The organism is uncultured Draconibacterium sp. (genome assembly GCF_913063105.1).
In the GTDB taxonomy this organism is placed as follows: Bacteria; Bacteroidota; Bacteroidia; order Bacteroidales; family Prolixibacteraceae; genus Draconibacterium.
The window spans coordinates 118,358-137,784 of record NZ_CAJXYQ010000002.1 but is presented as its reverse complement, the minus strand read 5'-3'; the positions used below and the strand labels follow the sequence as shown (position 1 = coordinate 137,784).

Annotated in this window: 11 protein-coding genes and 1 tRNA gene; 1 reads left to right on the top strand and 11 read right to left on the bottom strand. The window is 39.3% G+C overall.

What is annotated here, in order from left to right:
- Nucleotides 1–135: 135 nt before the first annotated feature.
- The 6 genes from QZ574_RS02230 to QZ574_RS02205 all read right to left on the bottom strand — a co-directional run bounded on the left by QZ574_RS02230 (nucleotide 136) and on the right by QZ574_RS02205 (nucleotide 12,979).
- Entirely contained in the window at nucleotides 136–1,722 is a 1,587-nt protein-coding gene (locus QZ574_RS02230; protein WP_297086331.1) for a sodium:solute symporter, read from the bottom strand.
- Between the two features lie 332 nt (nucleotides 1,723–2,054).
- Nucleotides 2,055–4,244, bottom strand: coding sequence for a right-handed parallel beta-helix repeat-containing protein (locus QZ574_RS02225; RefSeq protein ID WP_297086329.1), 2,190 nt, complete (start codon nucleotides 4,242–4,244; stop codon nucleotides 2,055–2,057).
- A gap of 65 nt (nucleotides 4,245–4,309) precedes the next feature.
- On the bottom strand, nucleotides 4,310–6,757 hold the full coding sequence (locus QZ574_RS02220) for an ABC transporter permease (RefSeq protein WP_297086328.1): 2,448 nt from the start codon (nucleotides 6,755–6,757) through the stop codon (nucleotides 4,310–4,312).
- A 260-nt stretch (nucleotides 6,758–7,017) separates the two neighbouring features.
- Nucleotides 7,018–9,096 carry a hypothetical protein gene (locus QZ574_RS02215; protein ID WP_297086326.1) on the bottom strand — a complete coding sequence of 693 codons (2,079 nt, stop codon included), beginning with the start codon at nucleotides 9,094–9,096 and terminating at the stop codon, nucleotides 7,018–7,020.
- A gap of 135 nt (nucleotides 9,097–9,231) precedes the next feature.
- Nucleotides 9,232–10,692: a RagB/SusD family nutrient uptake outer membrane protein gene (locus QZ574_RS02210; protein WP_297086323.1), complete on the bottom strand. Its 1,461-nt coding sequence runs from the start codon at nucleotides 10,690–10,692 to the stop codon at nucleotides 9,232–9,234.
- Nucleotides 10,693–10,738: 46 nt separating this feature from the next.
- A complete protein-coding gene (locus tag QZ574_RS02205) occupies nucleotides 10,739–12,979 on the bottom strand; it encodes a SusC/RagA family TonB-linked outer membrane protein (protein WP_297086321.1) in 2,241 nt (746 codons plus the stop codon).
- Here QZ574_RS02205 and QZ574_RS02200 point away from each other — a divergent pair.
- The gene (locus QZ574_RS02200; RefSeq protein ID WP_297086319.1) at nucleotides 12,918–13,667 is read left to right on the top strand and encodes an AraC family transcriptional regulator; all 750 of its coding nucleotides are present in this window, start codon (nucleotides 12,918–12,920) and stop codon (nucleotides 13,665–13,667) included. The two genes, QZ574_RS02205 and QZ574_RS02200, sit on opposite strands and share 62 nt — an antisense overlap.
- A 623-nt stretch (nucleotides 13,668–14,290) precedes the next feature.
- Here QZ574_RS02200 and QZ574_RS02195 read toward each other — a convergent pair.
- From QZ574_RS02195 to QZ574_RS02175, 5 genes are all read right to left on the bottom strand, one after another.
- Nucleotides 14,291–14,364, bottom strand: a tRNA-Asp gene (locus QZ574_RS02195).
- A gap of 149 nt (nucleotides 14,365–14,513) precedes the next feature.
- Nucleotides 14,514–15,434, bottom strand: a complete 921-nt coding sequence (locus QZ574_RS02190; protein WP_297086317.1) for a metallophosphoesterase — start codon at nucleotides 15,432–15,434, stop codon at nucleotides 14,514–14,516.
- 163 nt (nucleotides 15,435–15,597) lie between these two features.
- Nucleotides 15,598–16,854 (bottom strand): MFS transporter, encoded by a 1,257-nt coding sequence (locus tag QZ574_RS02185; RefSeq protein WP_297086315.1) that lies wholly within the window; start codon nucleotides 16,852–16,854, stop codon nucleotides 15,598–15,600.
- Nucleotides 16,855–16,882: 28 nt separating this feature from the next.
- Nucleotides 16,883–17,926: a UDP-glucose--hexose-1-phosphate uridylyltransferase gene (locus QZ574_RS02180; RefSeq protein WP_297086312.1), complete on the bottom strand. Its 1,044-nt coding sequence runs from the start codon at nucleotides 17,924–17,926 to the stop codon at nucleotides 16,883–16,885.
- Between the two features lie 180 nt (nucleotides 17,927–18,106).
- Nucleotides 18,107–19,399, bottom strand: a complete 1,293-nt coding sequence (locus QZ574_RS02175; RefSeq protein WP_297086309.1) for a galactokinase family protein — start codon at nucleotides 19,397–19,399, stop codon at nucleotides 18,107–18,109.
- Between the last annotated feature and the right edge of the window lie 28 nt (nucleotides 19,400–19,427).

Genomic DNA, 19,427 nt, shown 5'->3' with positions numbered 1-19,427 from the left:
AAGATATAAATAATTTATTGAAAAAACTGTAATACATAGTACGTGCAACTATTTCGCATATTTCGTTAAGGTGGCTCTCCTTTTCTTAACGTGTTCATATTAGCTACAAATTTTTATGGCAACACTAATCAGAAACTATAAAACCAGGTTAAAAATCAGGTATAAACCTATCATTACAGCAACCAAAGCCCCCCAAAGTATCGATACCTGCCTATCTGGTTTTGGAAGTTTCCCATAATTAAATTCAACTTGCGTATCGTCAGTTTTATCGAACTTAGAAATTAAGAAGGCTAAAACCGCAAGTAGGATAAAAATAAAAAATGAAAGCAGCAGGAAATGCGGCCAGAAATCATATTTTTCGTTGGGAAATACCCACAAATACATTACGCCCGTTCCTAAGCTGATTAAGGTGCCAACCGAAAGCGTAAAATTGGCTGCTTTTTTAGTCGTTTTTTTCCACAATACACCAAACAAAAAGACTACTGACATTGGAGGCGCCAGAAATCCCAGAACTGCCTGGAAAACGTCAAATAAATTTAAGCCTTTAATACTATCTATGGCAACGGCACAAACTACAGCTAAAAATGCACCAATTACGGTAACAATTCTACCTGTTTTAATTACCTGCTTCGGAGTTGCTTCCGGTTTGTAGTTTTTTACATAAATATCCATGGTAAAAACTGTACTAAGTGAATTAAGTGCCGAGCCAATTGTACTAACCAAAGCCGCTATTAAAACCGACATTACAAGTCCAATTAAACCCACAGGCAATAATCGGGTAACCATGGTCATATATGCTTCATCGGGGTTACTAAGGTTGGGAAACAACACAAAACAAATAACGCCAGGAATTATAAACAGAAAAACATCCAGAATTTTTAACCATCCTGTAAAGTTGGCTCCCATCTGACCTTGTTTCAGATTTTTAGCCCCCAAAACCGATTGTACCATGGATTGGTCGGTACACCAAAACCAAACCCCCATTATAGGATACCCCAACACAATAGCTATCCACGGATAATTTGGATCATCAAGAGGTTGAAACAAATTCCAGTAGTTTGCCGGTGTTGCCTCAACAATTGCCGCCGGACCACCAGCCTTTACAATTCCAATTACTGTTAGAATCATTGAAACAACAATTAATAAAATCATTTGAAAGACATTGGTATAAGCGATTGCTTTTAATCCTCCGGCTACTGTAAAAAAACCGGATATCAGCATTAAAATAATTACCGAATAAAATAAGGAGATGTTTAATATCTGACCGACCAATATCCCGCCTGCAAAAAGAGTTAAAGCCAACCATGAAATTAGCGTTGCGATTAAAGTGTACCACGCAAGAATACTTCTTGTTGATTGTCCAAAACGTTTCCCCATAAACTCGGGCAGGGTTTGTACTTTTGCCCCTAAATAACGTGGTGCAAACACGGTTGCCAAAAGCAATATAAAAACAAATGCATACCAACTGAAGTTACCTGCCACAACACCCGATGTATAGCCGATACTGGCCGATGCTATGAGCATAGATGGTCCCACATTGGTTCCCCACATTGTTAAGCCTATTTTTGACCAATTAAGGGATCGGGCTGCCAGAAAAAGATTAGCATCCTCATCTTTCTTTTTAACAAAACTTACCCAATACCCTATTGCAATAAGAACAAACAGGTAAATTGCAACTACAATAAAATCTATTGTACTTAAAAAGCTATTAATGTTATCCATAAATTCCGGTTTATTGTTCACTTATTTTTTACTTCAAAACAGGTTTTGTTTGCAGTAAAAATTTTAATGGTTATTGAAAATACGATTAGGTATAAAGATGTTTGTTTTTATACAAAATAAGTACTACAATTTTACTACGGTCGATTCTATAATTTTTGATAAAAACAGCTAGTGTGCGATAAAACAAGATGCATTGCGTTTGTATACCGCTTTAAAAACAAATATTTAAACAAAACATTACCTGCCAAGGATGTTTAACCACGGCACATATACAACTCATTACTAACAACTATTGACTTTTACCAGAATATAAAAATTTCCAACTCATCTTTTTAGTGGAAAATATCGCCTTCAACAAAATCTTTCGGATGAATAAATATTCTTTCCGGTTCTTCTTTCGGGATTATGTCTTCATATTCCTTCTGAATTCCGGCATTTTCAATAATCTTTTGCGCTTCTTCTGAGAACTCGTCTTCCCGAAACGAAAAAGTCTTTTCAATTTTATTGTTCGTGCCGTTATCCATCAGCAGGTTATTTTTCACATAATTTTCGCTTACCACATTATCGTGGCATCTTTTAGTCCAAAAATGCAACCACATCCATTTGTAGCTTGGATTATCCACCACATTTTTTTTGATGGTAAGGTAAGCCGAACCGTCATCAGGATAAATACAGCGTGGTCCGTTAAACACGTAATTGCCTTCAATTACCGAACCGGGCTGCTCTCCCAGCATGTAAATAATACCGCCATCGTCGAGAACCTGGTGTGTATTTCCTGCCCGGTTAAAACGAATCCTATTGTTTTTTGCAACTTTTGAAGGAGGAATCCCTGCATTTCCCCACCACCAACCGCAGGTGATGGCACCATAGGGTGTCCACTCAATATCGTTATGTTCGATGGTTGTATTGGCTACAAAAAATGAAGTAATTCCTTCTACTTGTCGGAAATCGAGACTCACATTTCGTACATAATTATTACTTATTGTATTGAATTCGCACAAACCTTCTGCCGCAACCGTAAAAACGGCTCCGTCTCCTTTTTTATAGTAGTTATTTGACAGCTCTTCAAGCATTTGATCTTCGCTGGAAATCGCATCGGAATGATTTGCGACTAAAGACGGAACAGGCGTTTTTTGTTGAATTTGTTCGTTGTTGGCAACTTTTAGGTGGGCAGCTGAAACCTCATTGTTGTTTTGTAAACGCTGTTGTGGTTCGGCAATTGGGCCATCGCCAATTTTATAATGTTGCGAATGGCCAATATTTACAGAATTGCCCAATAAATCGTTAAAATAATTCCCAACCACTTCGCTGTTTCTTACATCGTTCACAAAGTTTATGGTAGTTGCCGAGCCTAATTTCTGAAAACGGTTTCGACGAAAAGAAATATTTTCAGCATTTTGCACTTGTATCGTACCTCTCGGAATATCGGTGCTGTTGTATTCGCTCGGATGCCAATTGCCATTAGGTATATATTTTACTGCCAGTCCCAGACATTGTATTCCGGCAAAACCATACGAACCTGCAACTTCCATTAGTTGCCAATGATCGTGAGAGAATGTAATTCCTTCAAAACAAATATTTTTAACACGCGAATTTGTTGAGCTGCCTTTTATTTGAATTAACCCATCAGATGCGGGGGCAATAACTTCGGCCGTTGCCATATCTTCACCATCGGTGTAATAGTAAATAGTTTGTGATTTACGGTTAAAATAAAACTCGCCTGGAGCATCCAAAAGCTCATAGGCATTTCGAATCACAAAGTTTTTCTGGTAATTTATTTTTCCGGCCCAGGCCATTGATGTGGCAATAGCTCCGTAAGGTTGTTGTAATTTTACAACAGTGGTATCTCCAAATTTTTCAATCTCACGTGCACAAAGTATCTTTTCAGTCCAGACATTAAATTGCACCAATTCAATGTCTTCCGGATTTTCGTACACATTAATATCTGCTGACAGAAATTTAATTCCATCGATGGTAGTGCCCGGTCCGAATGCCCAACTTTCTTCTCCTGAAATTTTAAATTCACCCCAATCTCCTTGCCCGGCAACAGGAACATCGGTTCCTGCCATACGCATCCGTTTTCCATTTACAAACAATGCTCTTAGCTTTTGGTCACGCTCGAAATGAGCTTTGTAAATGTTCTCATCTACTTTTTCCCACCCGGTAATTTGTTGCCCACCACTTATTATCGGAGTTTCATTTTTGTAGGCTTTGTAAATAACATTAAAACCATTGCTTCCCGAATCTTCTTCTTTAAAAACCAATGGATTTGTAAGTTTGTAGGTGCCATCATGCAAATACACAATAATATCTTCCGACATATTTCCATTCTTTTTGGCTACCATTTTTTGTGCCGCCTGAATAGAATTAAATGGTGATTTTAAAGTTCCCCTACCGTTTTTTACAGCATTTGGATTAACATGATAAACCTCTTGGGCAGTTAGTACTCCCAATGATATTATAGTCAACCCCAAAGAGAGGAGCATAATTTTATTAACCTTTTTAATCATTTTACGTGTCATATTTTTACGAATTATTAATTAACTATATAATTGGATAGGATTTACTTTAATTATCTTGTATTTGATTATTCATACCTTAAACTCTCCACCGGATTTTTAACAGCAGCCTTAAACGATTGATAAGAAACCGTAAATAATGCAATTACCAAAGCCATTACTCCGGCTAAAGCAAATATCCACCAATCCAGTTCAGTTTTATAGGCAAAATTACCGAGCCACACGCGCATGGCAATATAAACAAGCGGGCAGGCCACTACAAAAGCAACTACCACCCATTTTACAAAATCGGTGTTTAGCATGATTATTATCTCTGTTATTTTCGCTCCATTCACTTTCCTGATTCCTATCTCCTTCACGCGTTGGTTGGCAACAAAAACTGACAAAGCAAACAATCCTATAACTGCAATAAATATTGCAAGGCCCGTAAAAAGCAGAATGAAGGATTTCATTCCTTCCTCTTTGTGGTAAAGTGCTTCAAATTTTTTATCTAAAAAAGTATAGCTAAAAGGGGATTCTGGGTAAAAATTGCTCCAGCTTTTTTGCACAAAATCAATGGTTTGCTTCAGGTTGTTGGGTTGAACGCGCACAACCAGGTAGTTATGAAAGTTCTTTAATTGAATGGCAAAGGGTTTAATGCTTTTATGGTACGACTGGAAGTGAACGTCTTTAACAACTCCGATAATTTGTAGCCTTGTGAGCTTTTCGGTGTTTGCCCTTACTTCGCTGTTGTAAATATACTTGCCTACCGGGTTGGTAAGTCCCAATGCCTTTACAGCCGTTTCATTTAAAATAATTGTATTTGTATCGTCGTAATTTTTTGCAAAATCCCGTCCTTCAAGCAGCTGAAGCCCCAGTGTTGAAATAAAATCGTAACCGGCCTCGTATGGAATAACCACCTGGTGTGCACCTTGCCGCTGCTTCTTCAGGTACAAGGGAAAGTTAAATTCACCATCGCCTGGTACCGTATTTGCCGATGATACCTCGAGAATACCGTCTTGGTCTGTAAGTGCCGATTTAAAGTTTTCGAAATGGTTCCTCATGGCAAAAACAGGGGCATCGCAAATTAAAACATGCTCGTTATCAAAACCCGGATTTTTATGGGTAAGAAAGCTTAACTGTCGAGAAACAACAATAGATGAAACTATTAAAACAATTGCAATAACAAATTGCAGAATTACAAAAACCTTTCTGAAACGCTGCCCCGAAGCAATGCCTGTTACTTTGGAGCTCAATAGTGTTATATTTTTGGCGTCGGCCATTTTAAGCGCCGGATACATTCCTCCGGCAATTCCTGTCAGCAATATCAATACTACAATTAAAAAGAAGGTTAAAGGCTCCTGCAAAATTTGCAATTCGCTAATTCCTGTTGATATCGACTCCAACAAATCAACAGTTAACAAACTTAATACCAATGCAATAACCATTGCTATTACTACAAACAAAACCGACTCGGAAATAAATCCGAAAAAAATTGAGCCGCTTTTCATCCCGGCAATTTTTTTTATGGCCATTTCTTTTGAGCGACTAAAATTGACAACAGTTGACAGGTTGATATAGTTAATTAGCGCAATTATCAGAATCAGTAAAGCAATTCCAATGGCTATTTTAATATTGCGGTAACTACTGTTTACTTTTAGTTCCCGCTCGAAATTTGATTTTAAATGAATATCAGAGATCGGTTGCAGCGTGTATTGCCAATAATCAGAATCAGCATTTTCGGAGAGAGCAAAGTTTTTGTTGTACCCCTGGTTAACATATTTCGTGACAATATTTTCGAGTTTCGATTCAACCCTGGCAATATTTGCCTGCGGATTTAAAAGCGCATAAGTATAATAGGTATTATTTAACCAATGGTTGGTGCCACTGTCGGGATCGGCTTTATTCGAAAACAGAATAGTGAAATCGAAATGCATCTTTTTAGGCGGAGTCTCGCAAATTCCCATAATTTCGTAGGGCCTGTATTTTCCAAAAATTTTCAGGAACAACACCTCTCCCATTATCATACCTTGTTCATAGGCTTCCGTACCAAAATACTTTTTTGCGGTGGCCTCGGTAATAACAATTGCATTGGGTGCTTTTAAACAGTTTTGCTTATTTCCCTGCAGCAATTCGAAGTTAAAAACATCGAAAAAGTTAGAATCAACTTCGGTTACATAATTCTCGTTGTACGCAATAAGTTCTCCCTTAGCTGTTTCCCGTTTTACCGAAAGAATATTCCACTGCCATAAACGGGTGGCTTTTTGGATTTCGGGAATTTCCTGAACCAATGTTTTTGCCAATGGCGGGGCTGCCATTGCCGAACTAAAATCAATACCGCCCATTCTAACCTTCGACGCAACCCGGTAAAGCTGCTGATAATTCGGCAAATGTTTGTCGTACTTAAATTCGTTTAAAGTATACGAAAAGATGAGCATACACGCAGTGAAACCAATAATTAAACTAATGGCACTGATTACAGTAACAAAGCAGTTTCTTTTCAGGTTTCGATAAAATCTCTTTGCATGGTTTTCCATACTATTAGCGTTAGTTTTACTGGATACTTAAACAAACAAGTATTGTTCTTTTAACAACACACTTTTATAGTAAGTTACATAAAATGGCTCTATAATTTAATCGATCAAACAAATCGGCTTTAATGCATTAAATTTATTTCAAGATATTTCTTTTACGAAAAATAATATACATTTTTTGCACAACGGTCAATTCTGTAAAAACGTATCAACCTAAGTATTGTAATTTATTTCCCATTAAACCTGTTTTTCTTAAACAGGCTCTATTCTTCAATTAATTCAAAAAGATGCTTGTACGCTTCCTCAAGTCCGGCATTTTCAATAATTGCTTTGGCAGCTTCGGGCCAGTTTTTATCCGGCACATGGTAATTATTTCGTATCTCAACAGTCTTATTTGGTCCTTTTTCAGGCCAGTGGTTCCATGTCGGAGTGGCAGTAGTATAGTTATCTTCAATAAGCCAACGGCCTTTGTCCTGCCAGGGTGTTGCGCAAATAGTTAGCATTCCTTCCGGGATATCAAAAACATTATTAAAAAAGTGGCAGTATTGCGTTCCTGCATCCGGATGCATACCGCGAATAAGATGGCCATTATGCATGTTAAGAATGTAATTGCCCTGAATTTCGGCATATTTTTGCTCTTCTCCATCCTTTGCTTCAGGCTCCAGTCTTCCTAAAAAATAAATTGCACCACAATCGTGGAGGGTATTAACAGCACCTTCAATTTTATTGTAATTTACTTTAATATTGCGCATATTTTGCGATGGCTTATTTTTGGCCTCTTCCACATAGCGAGCATTTCCGAGCCATTCCCACCAGCCCCAGCCAACAGCTATTCCGCCATATGGCGTTGTTCCAATATCGTTGTGAGCAATGTTCAGGTCGGCTGCATAAAATACATTTATTGGGAATGAAGGCGGGTGCTCCCAACTGGTATGACGGGTTAGGTTGTTTGAGATTTCAATCTGCTCACAAAGCCCCTCTTCTGTTTCATCATACTTATCTTTTGAATTATCAATATGGTAAGGCCCCCAACCATAATTGTCGCCATTTTGCCGGCCAATGTAGACATGCTGTGGGTGTCCGACATTTATTGCAACACTTCCCGAATACCAAAATATGTTGCCAATTACTTTTGCATTAGATACGTGATTTTCGAGGTTTAACGACATGGCCCCATTTAATTCAAAGCGGTTATTGGCAAATGTAATCCGGTCTGCCGAATAAACAGAAACAGCAGCAGACGACAGATCGGTAGAAGTATACTTATTAAGATGCCAGTTGCCGTGGTCGATATATTTTGTGGCCAGTGCATTTGCCTGTACTCCTGTTGCTCCGGTCGAATTTTCTACCCGCATCATCTCCCAATGTGTATGCGCAAAAGTAATTCCTTCAAAAGTAAGGTCATGAATACGTTTATCGCGATTCGTTCCTTTTAATACTATCAACTGCTCTAAAACCGGCACAATTACCTCAGAGCTAAACATATCTTCATCATCAAGTGGATAGTAGTACAACTTTTTTGCTTCGCGATCGAAATAAAATTCACCCGGTTCATCCAAAAATTCCAATGCGTTAAAAACCTCATATTCCGAATCCGGCTGAAGTGCGCAGCCCCAGCTATGCATCTGTGCAATGGCTCCAAAGGGTTGCTGCAATAATGCAATGGTATAATTTCCCTCACCTACCATTTCCCTCAGCGAAATTCGATTCATAGTCCAGGTAGTCTGATTACGTATTTCAATGTCTTCTGCATTTTTCAAAAGGGGCAATTCATCTGAATTAAACATCAGACCATCTGCTCGCGTTCCTTCTGTCATCGCCCATGGTTCCTGGCCGGTTATTTCAAATTGCCCATACCACCCCTGGGCTTTAATTCTACTTTTCTTTTTGGCCATTTTAGCAGCACGTTGGTTTACGTACAACGCTCTTAATTTAGTTTCACGGTTTAAGGGTGCCCACCAAATACCATTTTTCCATTCTTGCCAGCCTTTCAACTGTTGTCCACCACTAATTACAGGTGTTTCACCCTCTGCTGCCTGCCATTTTATTGCTTTGCCTTTTTCACCGGAGTCTTCTTCCGAAAACACAAGTGTTTCATCCAGATTATAGGTTCCTCCATGTAGATAAACATTAATACCACCATTGGGGATTCCTTCTTTTTTTAAGTTGCGAACAGCTTGTTGTGCAGCAGCTAAAGTTTGAAGCGGCGCATTTTTACTTCCCTTGTTTGCGTCGTTCCCCTTAGGCGAAACATAAATATCGTTTGAACAAGCAGAAATAGTAAATAAACAAATAAAGAACAACAAGGAATGCCATATTTCTTTGTGAACATTTGAAGCCATGATAGAAGTGAAGTTATTAGTTGGTTCGAGTGAATTATATGATTTATACCAATTGATTGATATCAGATAAGAACAAAAGCAAGGAGCCTCATTTTAATGAGGCTTCCTATGCTATTTATTCTATTCATTTAAAATTTAATATCCTGGATTTTGTGTAAAATTAGGATTTGACTCAACAGCCAGATTAGGTATTGGAAATAACACCAGATTGTCATCGGTTACGTCTTTAAACTCCCATGTTGTGGTACTAAAGGTTCCAAAACGTACCTGGTCAGAACGTCTTATACCTTCCCAATATAATTCACGGCCACGTTCATCCAGCAACATCTCAAGGTTTACAGTAGTATTGCTTGCGCCTCGTATTGTTCTTAATTCATTCACAATGCTTTCGGCAGTTTCGCCATTGGTAGCGGTAGCTCCGCGCAAAATGGCCTCTGCTTTTAACAAGCGTATATCTGCATAGCGCATCAATACGAAACCATCATCGCTGTTCGGATCGTATTTCAAAACACGAATTCCTTCAAAATCGGCATTACCGGTAAGTAATACTTCTTTTGTAAATACTAATGGTTCTCCCGATCTGTTCAAATAGGTAGATCCATCGCTTTTTGTTTGCAAACCTTCCAACAAGCCAAAACCTCTGCCACCATCAGGGCTGTAAAACAAACGTTTGTCATTTGTTTCAAACTTATCGTAAAAGCTACCCAAAGTTGTTGCTCCATTCCATCCTCCCTGGCTATTGTGCAATTGTGGCCAAATCCACATCCCATTCCACCACTTGGTGAAAGTCAGAATTTTTTCTTTGCGGCTGTTTTTGTTAAAGTTATCAAAATAGTTCTCTTCCAATTCGTAACCATAGGATTGAACGGCATCGCAATGCGCAACGACCTTATTCATATCGGCAGCCTCGAAAGTATATGGACCGGCCGGATTAGCTGATTTGTAAACCGCTTTATTTATGTAAAACTTTGCGAGTAGTGCGTGTACAAATGCCTTACTCATTTTTGTTGGGTCTTCCACATCGGGTCCGCCATCGGGAAGGTCGTTCATAACAGCTTCGAGTTCGCCAACAGCAAAATCAAAAGCTTCAGAGCGATTCCACACTGCAGGATCTTCATCAACTCCCTGATCCACTTCGCGAAAAGGTACCTGGCCAAATAAATCGATAAGGTGATACATTAAATAAGCACGAATGGTTTTTGCCTCGGCGGCCTGAAGAGTTGTTGGATTTGAAGCCAAAATCTGGTTGCAATAATAAACACCAACATTCAAATCGTTCCAAACGCTCAAAATATCGTTATGTGCTGCATCCCAGTTGTGTGCATGTAACAGACGATGTACACCACCGTTTCCCCAGTCGGTTGCACGTGTCGGAATCATTAATTCATCAGAAGTTTGCTCGTTTAATCCGCTCACCCCGCTAAACGAACTTCCCACGATTGAATTAAGTCTACTGTAAGCCGATATCAGAACCGCTTCAACATCAACTTTTGTAAATCCCTCGTCGGTTTGTTCTACGTAATACGAATCGTTAAATTCAACCTCAAGGTCTGTACAGCCCGAAAATACAATCCCGAACAACAGAGTACAGACCATTACTATGTATTTATAATCTCTTTTCATGTCAATCATTTTTTTTGTTTTAGAATTGTACACTTAGCCCCATTAGTATTGTTCTTGAACGCGGATAAGTGGTGTAATCAATTCCCAAAGAAGGAACACCATTATTAGCTTTGTTTACATTTACCTCCGGATCCTGTCCGCTGTAATCTGTAATTACAAATAAATTCTGGCCTGTTAACGACAAGCGTAATTTCGAAATGTTCTTTATTTTCGACACCGGAATATTATACCCCAGTGTAACATCCTGCAAGCGAACAAATGAGCCGTCTTCTAAAAATCGTGTTGATGGATCGGCGGTATTCACTGCAGCTTCTCCGTTTCCGACAATATAACTAGGTACGTTTCGTCCGATAGCCAGGTTACCTGCATAAAAGAAAGCATTGGCTGTATTGCTGTATATCTTATGGCCAAACTGTCCGTTCAAATAAACGTTACAATCGAAATTTTTATACCTGAAAGTATTGGTTAGCCCCATGCTTACTTTAGGTATTGGGCTATCTCCGGTATACACTGGTTTATCTTCTTTGTACACAGCCAGTCCGTTGCTGTCAAATCCTTCAAAAATACGTAGGAAATAGGCATACATTGGCTGCTTATTTGCAATACGTTGAACAAAAACGCCTGTAAGCCCTTGTCCGTCGAGCCTACCCGTTTCAATTGTAGTTGCAAAATCTTTTACTTCATTTTTATTGTAACTTAGGTTTGAAGTAAATTCCCAGCTAAAATCACGACCTGAGATTAAATCGGCTGATAAAGAAAAGTCGACACCCGCATTAATAATGTTGGCATCCAGGTTTGTCCAGAAGTACGATTGCGGAGCAGGCTGTGCGCTTCGTTGCTGTATTAACAGATCGGTAGTGGTTTTGTGGTAGAAATCAACTGTACCTCTGATTTTATTATCGTTAAAACCAAAATCGATACCGCCATTAAACTGTTTTGTGGTTTCCCACTGCAAATCAGGATTTGCAAATGTAACATTGTACAAGGTTCCAATATTTATATCGCCGCTATTGGTAATACCCGAAGTTCCGTAACGCTGACGTTGCGAATATAAGTTATGTGGAATCTCCTGGTTACCGGTAATCCCCCATCCCAAACGAATTTTCAAATTCGAAATTGATTCAGGAATAAAATCTTCTTCCGACAAACGATACCCCAATGCCATTGACGGGAAGTAACCGTATTTGTTATTGGTACCAAACCGGGTTGAACCATCGGCTCGAACGGTAGCTGTTACCAACCATTTATCTTTAGCCACAAAATTTAAACGGGCAAAATACGATTGCAATTCATCTTTCGATTTCCAGGTGTTACCAACAATCGATTCGCCTGATGCCATATTGTTCATCATCAGATCCAGGTCGTCAAACCTGAATTTACCGGCGTTCATATTTGAACCTTTTGTATTGAAAAATTGGTAAGAGTAGCCCAATAATCCGGTAAATACTACCTGGTCAAACGTTTTCTTGTAATTGATAAAATTTTCCCACAGGCCATTATCCATGCTAATAGTAGTTAATCCGGCACGGCCATTCTCCCAAATTCCATTTGCATACAATAACGGAGAGTACGCGTATGTTCTGTCTGATTTTGACATATCGTAACCATAAATGGTTTTGATAGATAAATCTTTGGTGATTTGATATTCAGCAGACAAACTGAGTAAGGCACGCAAAGTACTGGTGTTATTTGCACTGTACTCCAGCATGGCTAAGGGATTCAACCGATCGTACGATGGTTGATTTAGTGATCCGTCTTCTAAATATACGGGCTCGGTTGGGTTCATATAAAGGGCCGATGCAATAAGATCGCCATAATGGTTTGGTGTGTTTCCAATCGGTACTCCCTGGTCTTTTACATTTGAAACGGTAAGTTGTGTAGAAAACTTCAGTTTATCATCGAAATAGTTGCGGTTACCGTTAATTCTGGCAGTGAACCGTTCAAGCGAACTTTCCTCGATAATACCATTTTGCTTAAAATAGCTCATTGACGCACGGTAATCTCCTTTTGCTGATGAGCTGCTGTAAGAAAGGTTATGCGTTTGCGAAATACCAGTTCGGTAGATCTGGTCTTGCCAATCGGTATCGTAACCGGCATCGAGCGAGGCAGAGTTACCGCCTAAATCGTCAATTGCATTTAAATATTCTTCAGGTTCCAACACATCGTATCTTTTTGAGACAGTACTTACTCCCATAGATGTGCTGTACTCAATACCACCACCGGCCATTCCTTTGCCACTTTTGGTTGTAATAATTACCACCCCGTTTGCTCCACGCGAACCGTATAAATTAACAGGCAAAGTAAACGTTAATGCAGGTGATGGCTTTCTATTATTTCCGGGAGAATGGCACCGCTACCGCCCCTCTCAAAAAACAGGCTGGACCGAACATTGGGTTGGGTTTTCAGGTGACCTGGCAGATTCCATCATGAATAATTCTTTGTTTAAAAATGAGACGGGAATTATAAAAAACTGCGGCAACCAACTGATAGTAAAGCAATTTTCAAGCTTATTTCAATTAATCAGTAACGAACCCTTTGGCTACCAACGCTCTGCATCGGGTATTTGCTTTCAGCTGTTAGCCGAAATTTGCAATATTCAACAAAGCCAGAATCATAAAATTCAGCACCAACCTTCCATTTCAAAAGCCATACATATTATGAATGAACGCATTGATAATACAATAGATTTTGAACGACTCTCGAAAACACTTGGTATGAGCTATTCAAAATTCAGGTCAGATTTTAAAAAGCATACTGGCTTTGCTCCTAACCAATATTTTATTCTCTTAAAAATTGAGAAAGCCAAAAACATGCTGGTGCAGACCAAACTCACTTCGAAACAAATTGCGTTTGAAATTGGGTTTGAATCGGACTATTATTTCTGCAGGTTGTTTAAACAAAAGACCGGATTTACTCCGAAAAAATTTCGACTCAGAAACAAGAGTTAATCTGTTCAAATTCTACAATAAGCTATTCCACTAGTACGTCGTATTTATTAAGCCGTTATTATTTTATGGAAGCACCTGCCCTGACTAAATCTATTTTACAAGTACAAAAAAGTTATTGATTAGTTGTTTTTACTCCGGAATTATTTCAAAACCAACATAGATGTATTGGCAGAAGAAATATTAGAAACAATTAAACTTCAATAGTATGGTTAGCGGCGGTATTCCACAAACCAAGGGGTACTGCAATTTCGTACTAAACTGCGTTCTTTGACCATTTAATGAAATGCGAACCATAATTCCAAGATCCCCGTCTTTGGTAACGTAATTTTTACAGGCACAAAATAAAATCTTAAATATACTCTTCATGATGCTTAATTTTAAGATGAAAACTGTACTAACTAAGCTAGTTACGCAAAGTCAAAACACTACATATCAAAGACTTATAGCAAAAATGATTACAGAAAACACTTTTCAAAAATGTGTAACCTTTTGGTATCCTATCTTTGTCGTTTTTTGGAATTTATTTGTCCTTTTAATGGCATTACACAAAATAAAAAAGGAGTGTAACTCTCTGTTTTACACTCCTTTTCATCATTTGTCTATTTTTTGTCTAAGAGACTAAGCGGTGACGACGAGACTCGAACTCGCGACCTCCGGCGTGACAGGCCGGCATTCTAACCAACTGAACTACGCCACCGTTTTTTTAGAACTTTTCCCTTTTAACGGGCTAGTTGCCCTTTGCAAAGGTGATGCAAATATATACTTTCTTTTTTTACCTGCAATACAAAAAAATATTTTTTTACACTTTTACACAACACGCTATATTTCAACTTATTACAACACAATTTACATACTCATTTTTACTAAATGATTCATATTTAGCTCTTTTTCTCCACTCCACCTGTAGGCTAAAAGCGATTTTGTACCGGTAACACATGAATCTACACAACAAATATTAGGTTTTATCAGGTACGGACCTACCCCGCGGCAATAATGTCCAAAGAATAAAATTGGGGCATCTTCGGGATAAGGAAAGGTCGCTGGAACAATCTCTTTGGGTATGGTATAGGCAGGCATCGTAAATTTGCTTTCAAAGGAAGCGGTTCTAAAATCGTATCCGGCCAGATTTTCCCACCATTTTATACGAAATGAACGCGGAGAAACCCCTTTATTGTTCATTACCCTCAAATCTGACGGCATATTCATGTTTATACCTTTTGTCAGCAACCACACACATTTAGCCTCCTCTGAATTGTTTTTTTTATAAACTTTCCGGAAAACTTTTTTTCGTAATCTCCCATCCTCGTATAAACCAGCTGCAGTTTGTATGGCCTGGTCGCTCCAACAGGCATGTACTACCCTTATTTCGCCAAAATCTAAAAACAAGGGCAAGGTGCGCAACCACTTCAGGTTTTCGCGCCACTCGAGCGATTGTGCGGAATATTCGTTTATCGTTTTAAATAAGGAAAGAAAATACTTGCTGGGTTTATTTATAATCGAGCGTCCTTGTTTATCTTTCAGGTGGTATATTATGGCATTTAACTCATGATTTCCCAGCACAGCATAGGCATGTCCGGCTTCAACCATTGCCTTTATTATTCGAATTGTTTTTCGTATCTCTGGTCCGCGATTTATAAAATCTCCAACAAAAATGGCTTTTCGCGATTCATGAGAGAAACTACCATTTGTTTTTTTATACCCCATTTCAAGCAACAGCTTTTTTAACAGGGTGGCATACCCATGCACATCTCCAATAATATCGTACATAACAGTGATTAAGTAGTGCTAAAATAAAAAAAATGTAGGTGGATATAGCTTCATTTATTTTTTTCCACAAAAAAAGCCATCTGCAACAACAGATGGCTTCATGTGGGATAATCCCGAATTGATATATATTTCTTCCCAAAACAAGGGAAAAAGTATTCAAAAATTAATCGGCACGCTTGGTTACTTTACTTCCAATTACAGCATAAAAGAATAGATAACCCAGGCAAACTACCATTACCCAGTAACTTGGGATAAATCCGGCGGCATCAGCAACTGCATTTTGCACCAATGGAACCAATCCACCACCTACAACCATTGTCATAAAAATACCGGAGGCTGCTGCAACGTATTTTCCCAGTCCTTCAACTGCAAGGTTAAAAATACCCCCCCACATAATTGAAGTACACAAACCAACCAATACAAACAACAGAGCTTTCACGGGTATTTGGTCAACACCAAAAGCACCCAGACTAACGCTTGCCGATACGGGCATAAAAATACCAGCAAGAACTAAAATTAGCCCCAGGCCTGACGCCACAGTTAACATGGTTCTACTTGAAACTTTGCCACCAATAGCTGCTCCTGTCAGACGACCAACCAGCATTAACATCCAGTAAGCCCCGGCAATAGAACCTGCCACGCCAGCATTCATTCCAACTCCACCTGGTTCCGACAACCAAAGAATCATTGTTCCGGGCACACCAATTTCTACACCTACGTATACAAAAATGGCAACCGCACCCAAAACAAAATGGCGAAATTTCATTGCACCAGCCATTAGGTTTTTCATAGGTTCTTTGGCAAATTCCAAAGTTGGCTCAGGAATAGTTACAAATAACAATACAAAGAAAACAAGGGCAAACACCCCCATTGCAATGTACATTACCGGAAAAATATCAGAAATTCTCGCTTTTGCAGCTTCACCAATTAAAACACCAACAAATATTGGAGTAATAGTAGCCATTACAGAGTTGAATGAACCTCCAACCTGAATAAGCTGGTTACCTTTGTTGCCTCCACCACCTAAAGTGTTAAGCATGGGATTAACAACTGTGTTTAATAAAGTCATTGAAAAACCGGCCACAAATGCACCTGCCAGGTAAACAGAAAATGCAGATGTTTCGCTGGCATAACCCGAAAGATATTGGATTCCGACGCCAATAAAACCAACTGCAATGGCAATTAGGGCTGTTTTTTTGTAGCCAATTCGTTGTAATAAAATTCCACCCGGAATTCCCATAACGGCGTATGCAATAAAATTCATTGCATTACCCATCATCCCCTGAAAGTTACTGGCTCCGAACTGAGCTTTTAAAACAACTCCCATAGGTGCTGCCAGGTTGGTAACAAATGAGATCATACCAAAGAGTAGGATCATCATAATAATAGGAACTGTACGATTTTGATTTTTCGTTTCCATAATGATTTTGTATTGATTTTAGTAGTAATTAATTCTTTTTAAAATGAATTTTTGGTAAATCGCGCAATCGTTTGGCAGCCCCTTCGGCAGTAATGTCGCGTTGTGGTGTTCCCAACATTTCGTATCCTACCATAAACTTTTTAACGCTTGCCGAACGCAATAATGGTGGATAAAAATGCATGTGCAAATGCCACTCCGGATGGTCCTGTCCATCGGTAGGGGCCTGGTGTAAACCTGCAGAATATGCAAATGATGTTTCAAACAGGTTATCGTACATTACCGTTAGCTTTTTGTAAATATCAGCCAAATCAGTACGCTCGTTATCGCTAAGCTCCAGAATATTCTGCACGGGCCGTTTGCTAATTATCATTGCCTCAAAAGGCCAAACCGCCCAAAATGGTATTAAGGCTACAAACGAATCGTTTTGATCCAGCAAGCGCTCTTGTTTATTAAGTTCGGCATTCACATAATCAGCCAGCATGGTGCGACCATGTTTATCGAAATATGCTTTTTGTGTTTTACACTCTTTTGATGGTTCGGTAGGTATACCTTTCGACGACCAGATTTGACCGTGCGGATGCGGATTTGAGCAGCCCATTATCGAGCCTTTATTCTCAAAAATCTGCACATAATTAATGGCCGGATTTTCACCCAGCTCGCTATATTGTTCGCACCACAAATCAACTACTTTCCGTATATCTTCCACCTCCATTTCCGGAATGGTGAGACTATGGTCTTCGCTAAAACAAATTACCTTACAAATACCACTTTCGCTTTCTGCCTGAAACAGTTCTCCGTCATCAATACCTCCCTCAGGCGTATCGGTTAACAAAGCACTAAAATCGTTGGTAAAAACAAAAGTTCCTTTGTAATCAGGATTTACTTTTCCGCCAGCTCTTTCGTTTCCGGCACACAGGTAACAATTCGGATCGTACTTGGGTCTTTCTTCAATTACCGGTTTTTCAACCTGCCCCTGCCAGGGTCTTTTCGCCCGGTGTGGCGATACCAAAATCCAATCGCCTGTTAACGGGTTATATCTTTTATGGGGATGGTCTTCTATGTTAAAACTCATCGAATCTATTATGTCAGTTATAATTTAGGTCGATAACGAACTTATCCCGATATGGATCGGGATAAGTCTGATATTCGGCCTCAAAGTTAAAATATCGTTTGAAATTGCGAAGTATAAAGGCACATTTTTTAATTACCTCATCCTTCGCTATAAAAAGCGACCTGGATTGGCCGGCGTTTTCTATAAGTCAAGTTTTATTGATCCGTTTGAACGGATAAACAATTTATGACATGAGCCTTGTCCGTAAACGTGCTCTAGTATTTTTACATATTCATCCAGTTTATCCTGCGGAACAAATGCTTGAATGGTACCACCAAAGCCACCGCCATGTACACGCCAGGCACCGCTTCCTTTTAATACCATCTCGCTTAAAGCCAAACCAAGCGAAACCACTTGCTCGTCTTTATGAACCACATCAAAAATATTCTGATTGTACATATACGAGCTGTAACCCGACTCCACAACCATTTGTAAAAATGCATCAAAGTCATTGTTTTCCAAGGCTTCAACTTGTTTTACCACACGAGCATTATCGCCCTGGAAATGATACGAACGAAGTATTGCGCGGTCGCTAATACCTTTTTCGCGCAGCTCAGGAATTTTATCAACTATTTGCTCCAAAGTAACCTCGCGGAGTACTTTAGCACCCAATTCGGCAGCAACCGATTTCATTTCGGTTGGCAGCGATGCGTATTCTGCCTGTGATGCAGGATCGTCGTGACCGCCACCAACATCGGTAATTACCAGGGAGTAACCCGTTGAAACAAAGTCGAAATCTACTTCTTTTACAATTGGGTTTGCAGGATCTTCAAAATCGATGGTAATTAAACCACCCACCGAACAGGCTGTTTGATCCATTAAACCACAAGGCTTGCCAAAGTAGTTGTTTTCACTCCATTGCCCGATAATTGCATTTTCAACAGCTCCCATTTTGCCATCGTTAAACAAAGCATTAAAAATCGCACCTATTAAAACTTCAAATGAAGCTGAAGAACTCAGCCCCGAGCCTTTTGGAACTCTTCCCTCAATACAGGCATCGAAACCGCCAATTTCGTAGCCGTTTTCTTTCATTTTTGCGGCAATTCCTTTCACCAGCGAAGTAGAAGTATAGAATTCGTCTTCATTGGGTTCGAAGTTGCTCAGCTCTACCTGAAATTCAGGATATCCTGCTGATTTTATACGAACAGTACCTGTTCCGTTTGCAGCAGCAACAGCAATATTGTCAAGATTTACAGCCCCGGCCAAAACACGGCCAAAGTTATGGTCGGTATGGTTGCCACCAATTTCAGTACGGCCTGGCGAGCTAAAAAGAGCTACATCGTCGTTTCCAAATGTTTTTTCAAACTCCCCCATCAGGTTGGCATAACGCTCAGCCTGCAGTTTCAATTCCGAGGCATCGCTGCCATATAATTCTTTAAATAACGGATTCTCTCCACCGTTAATCTTCTCGTTTAATGTACCAATTTTTGTCATAATTTGTTATTGATTTTATTATAGTTAT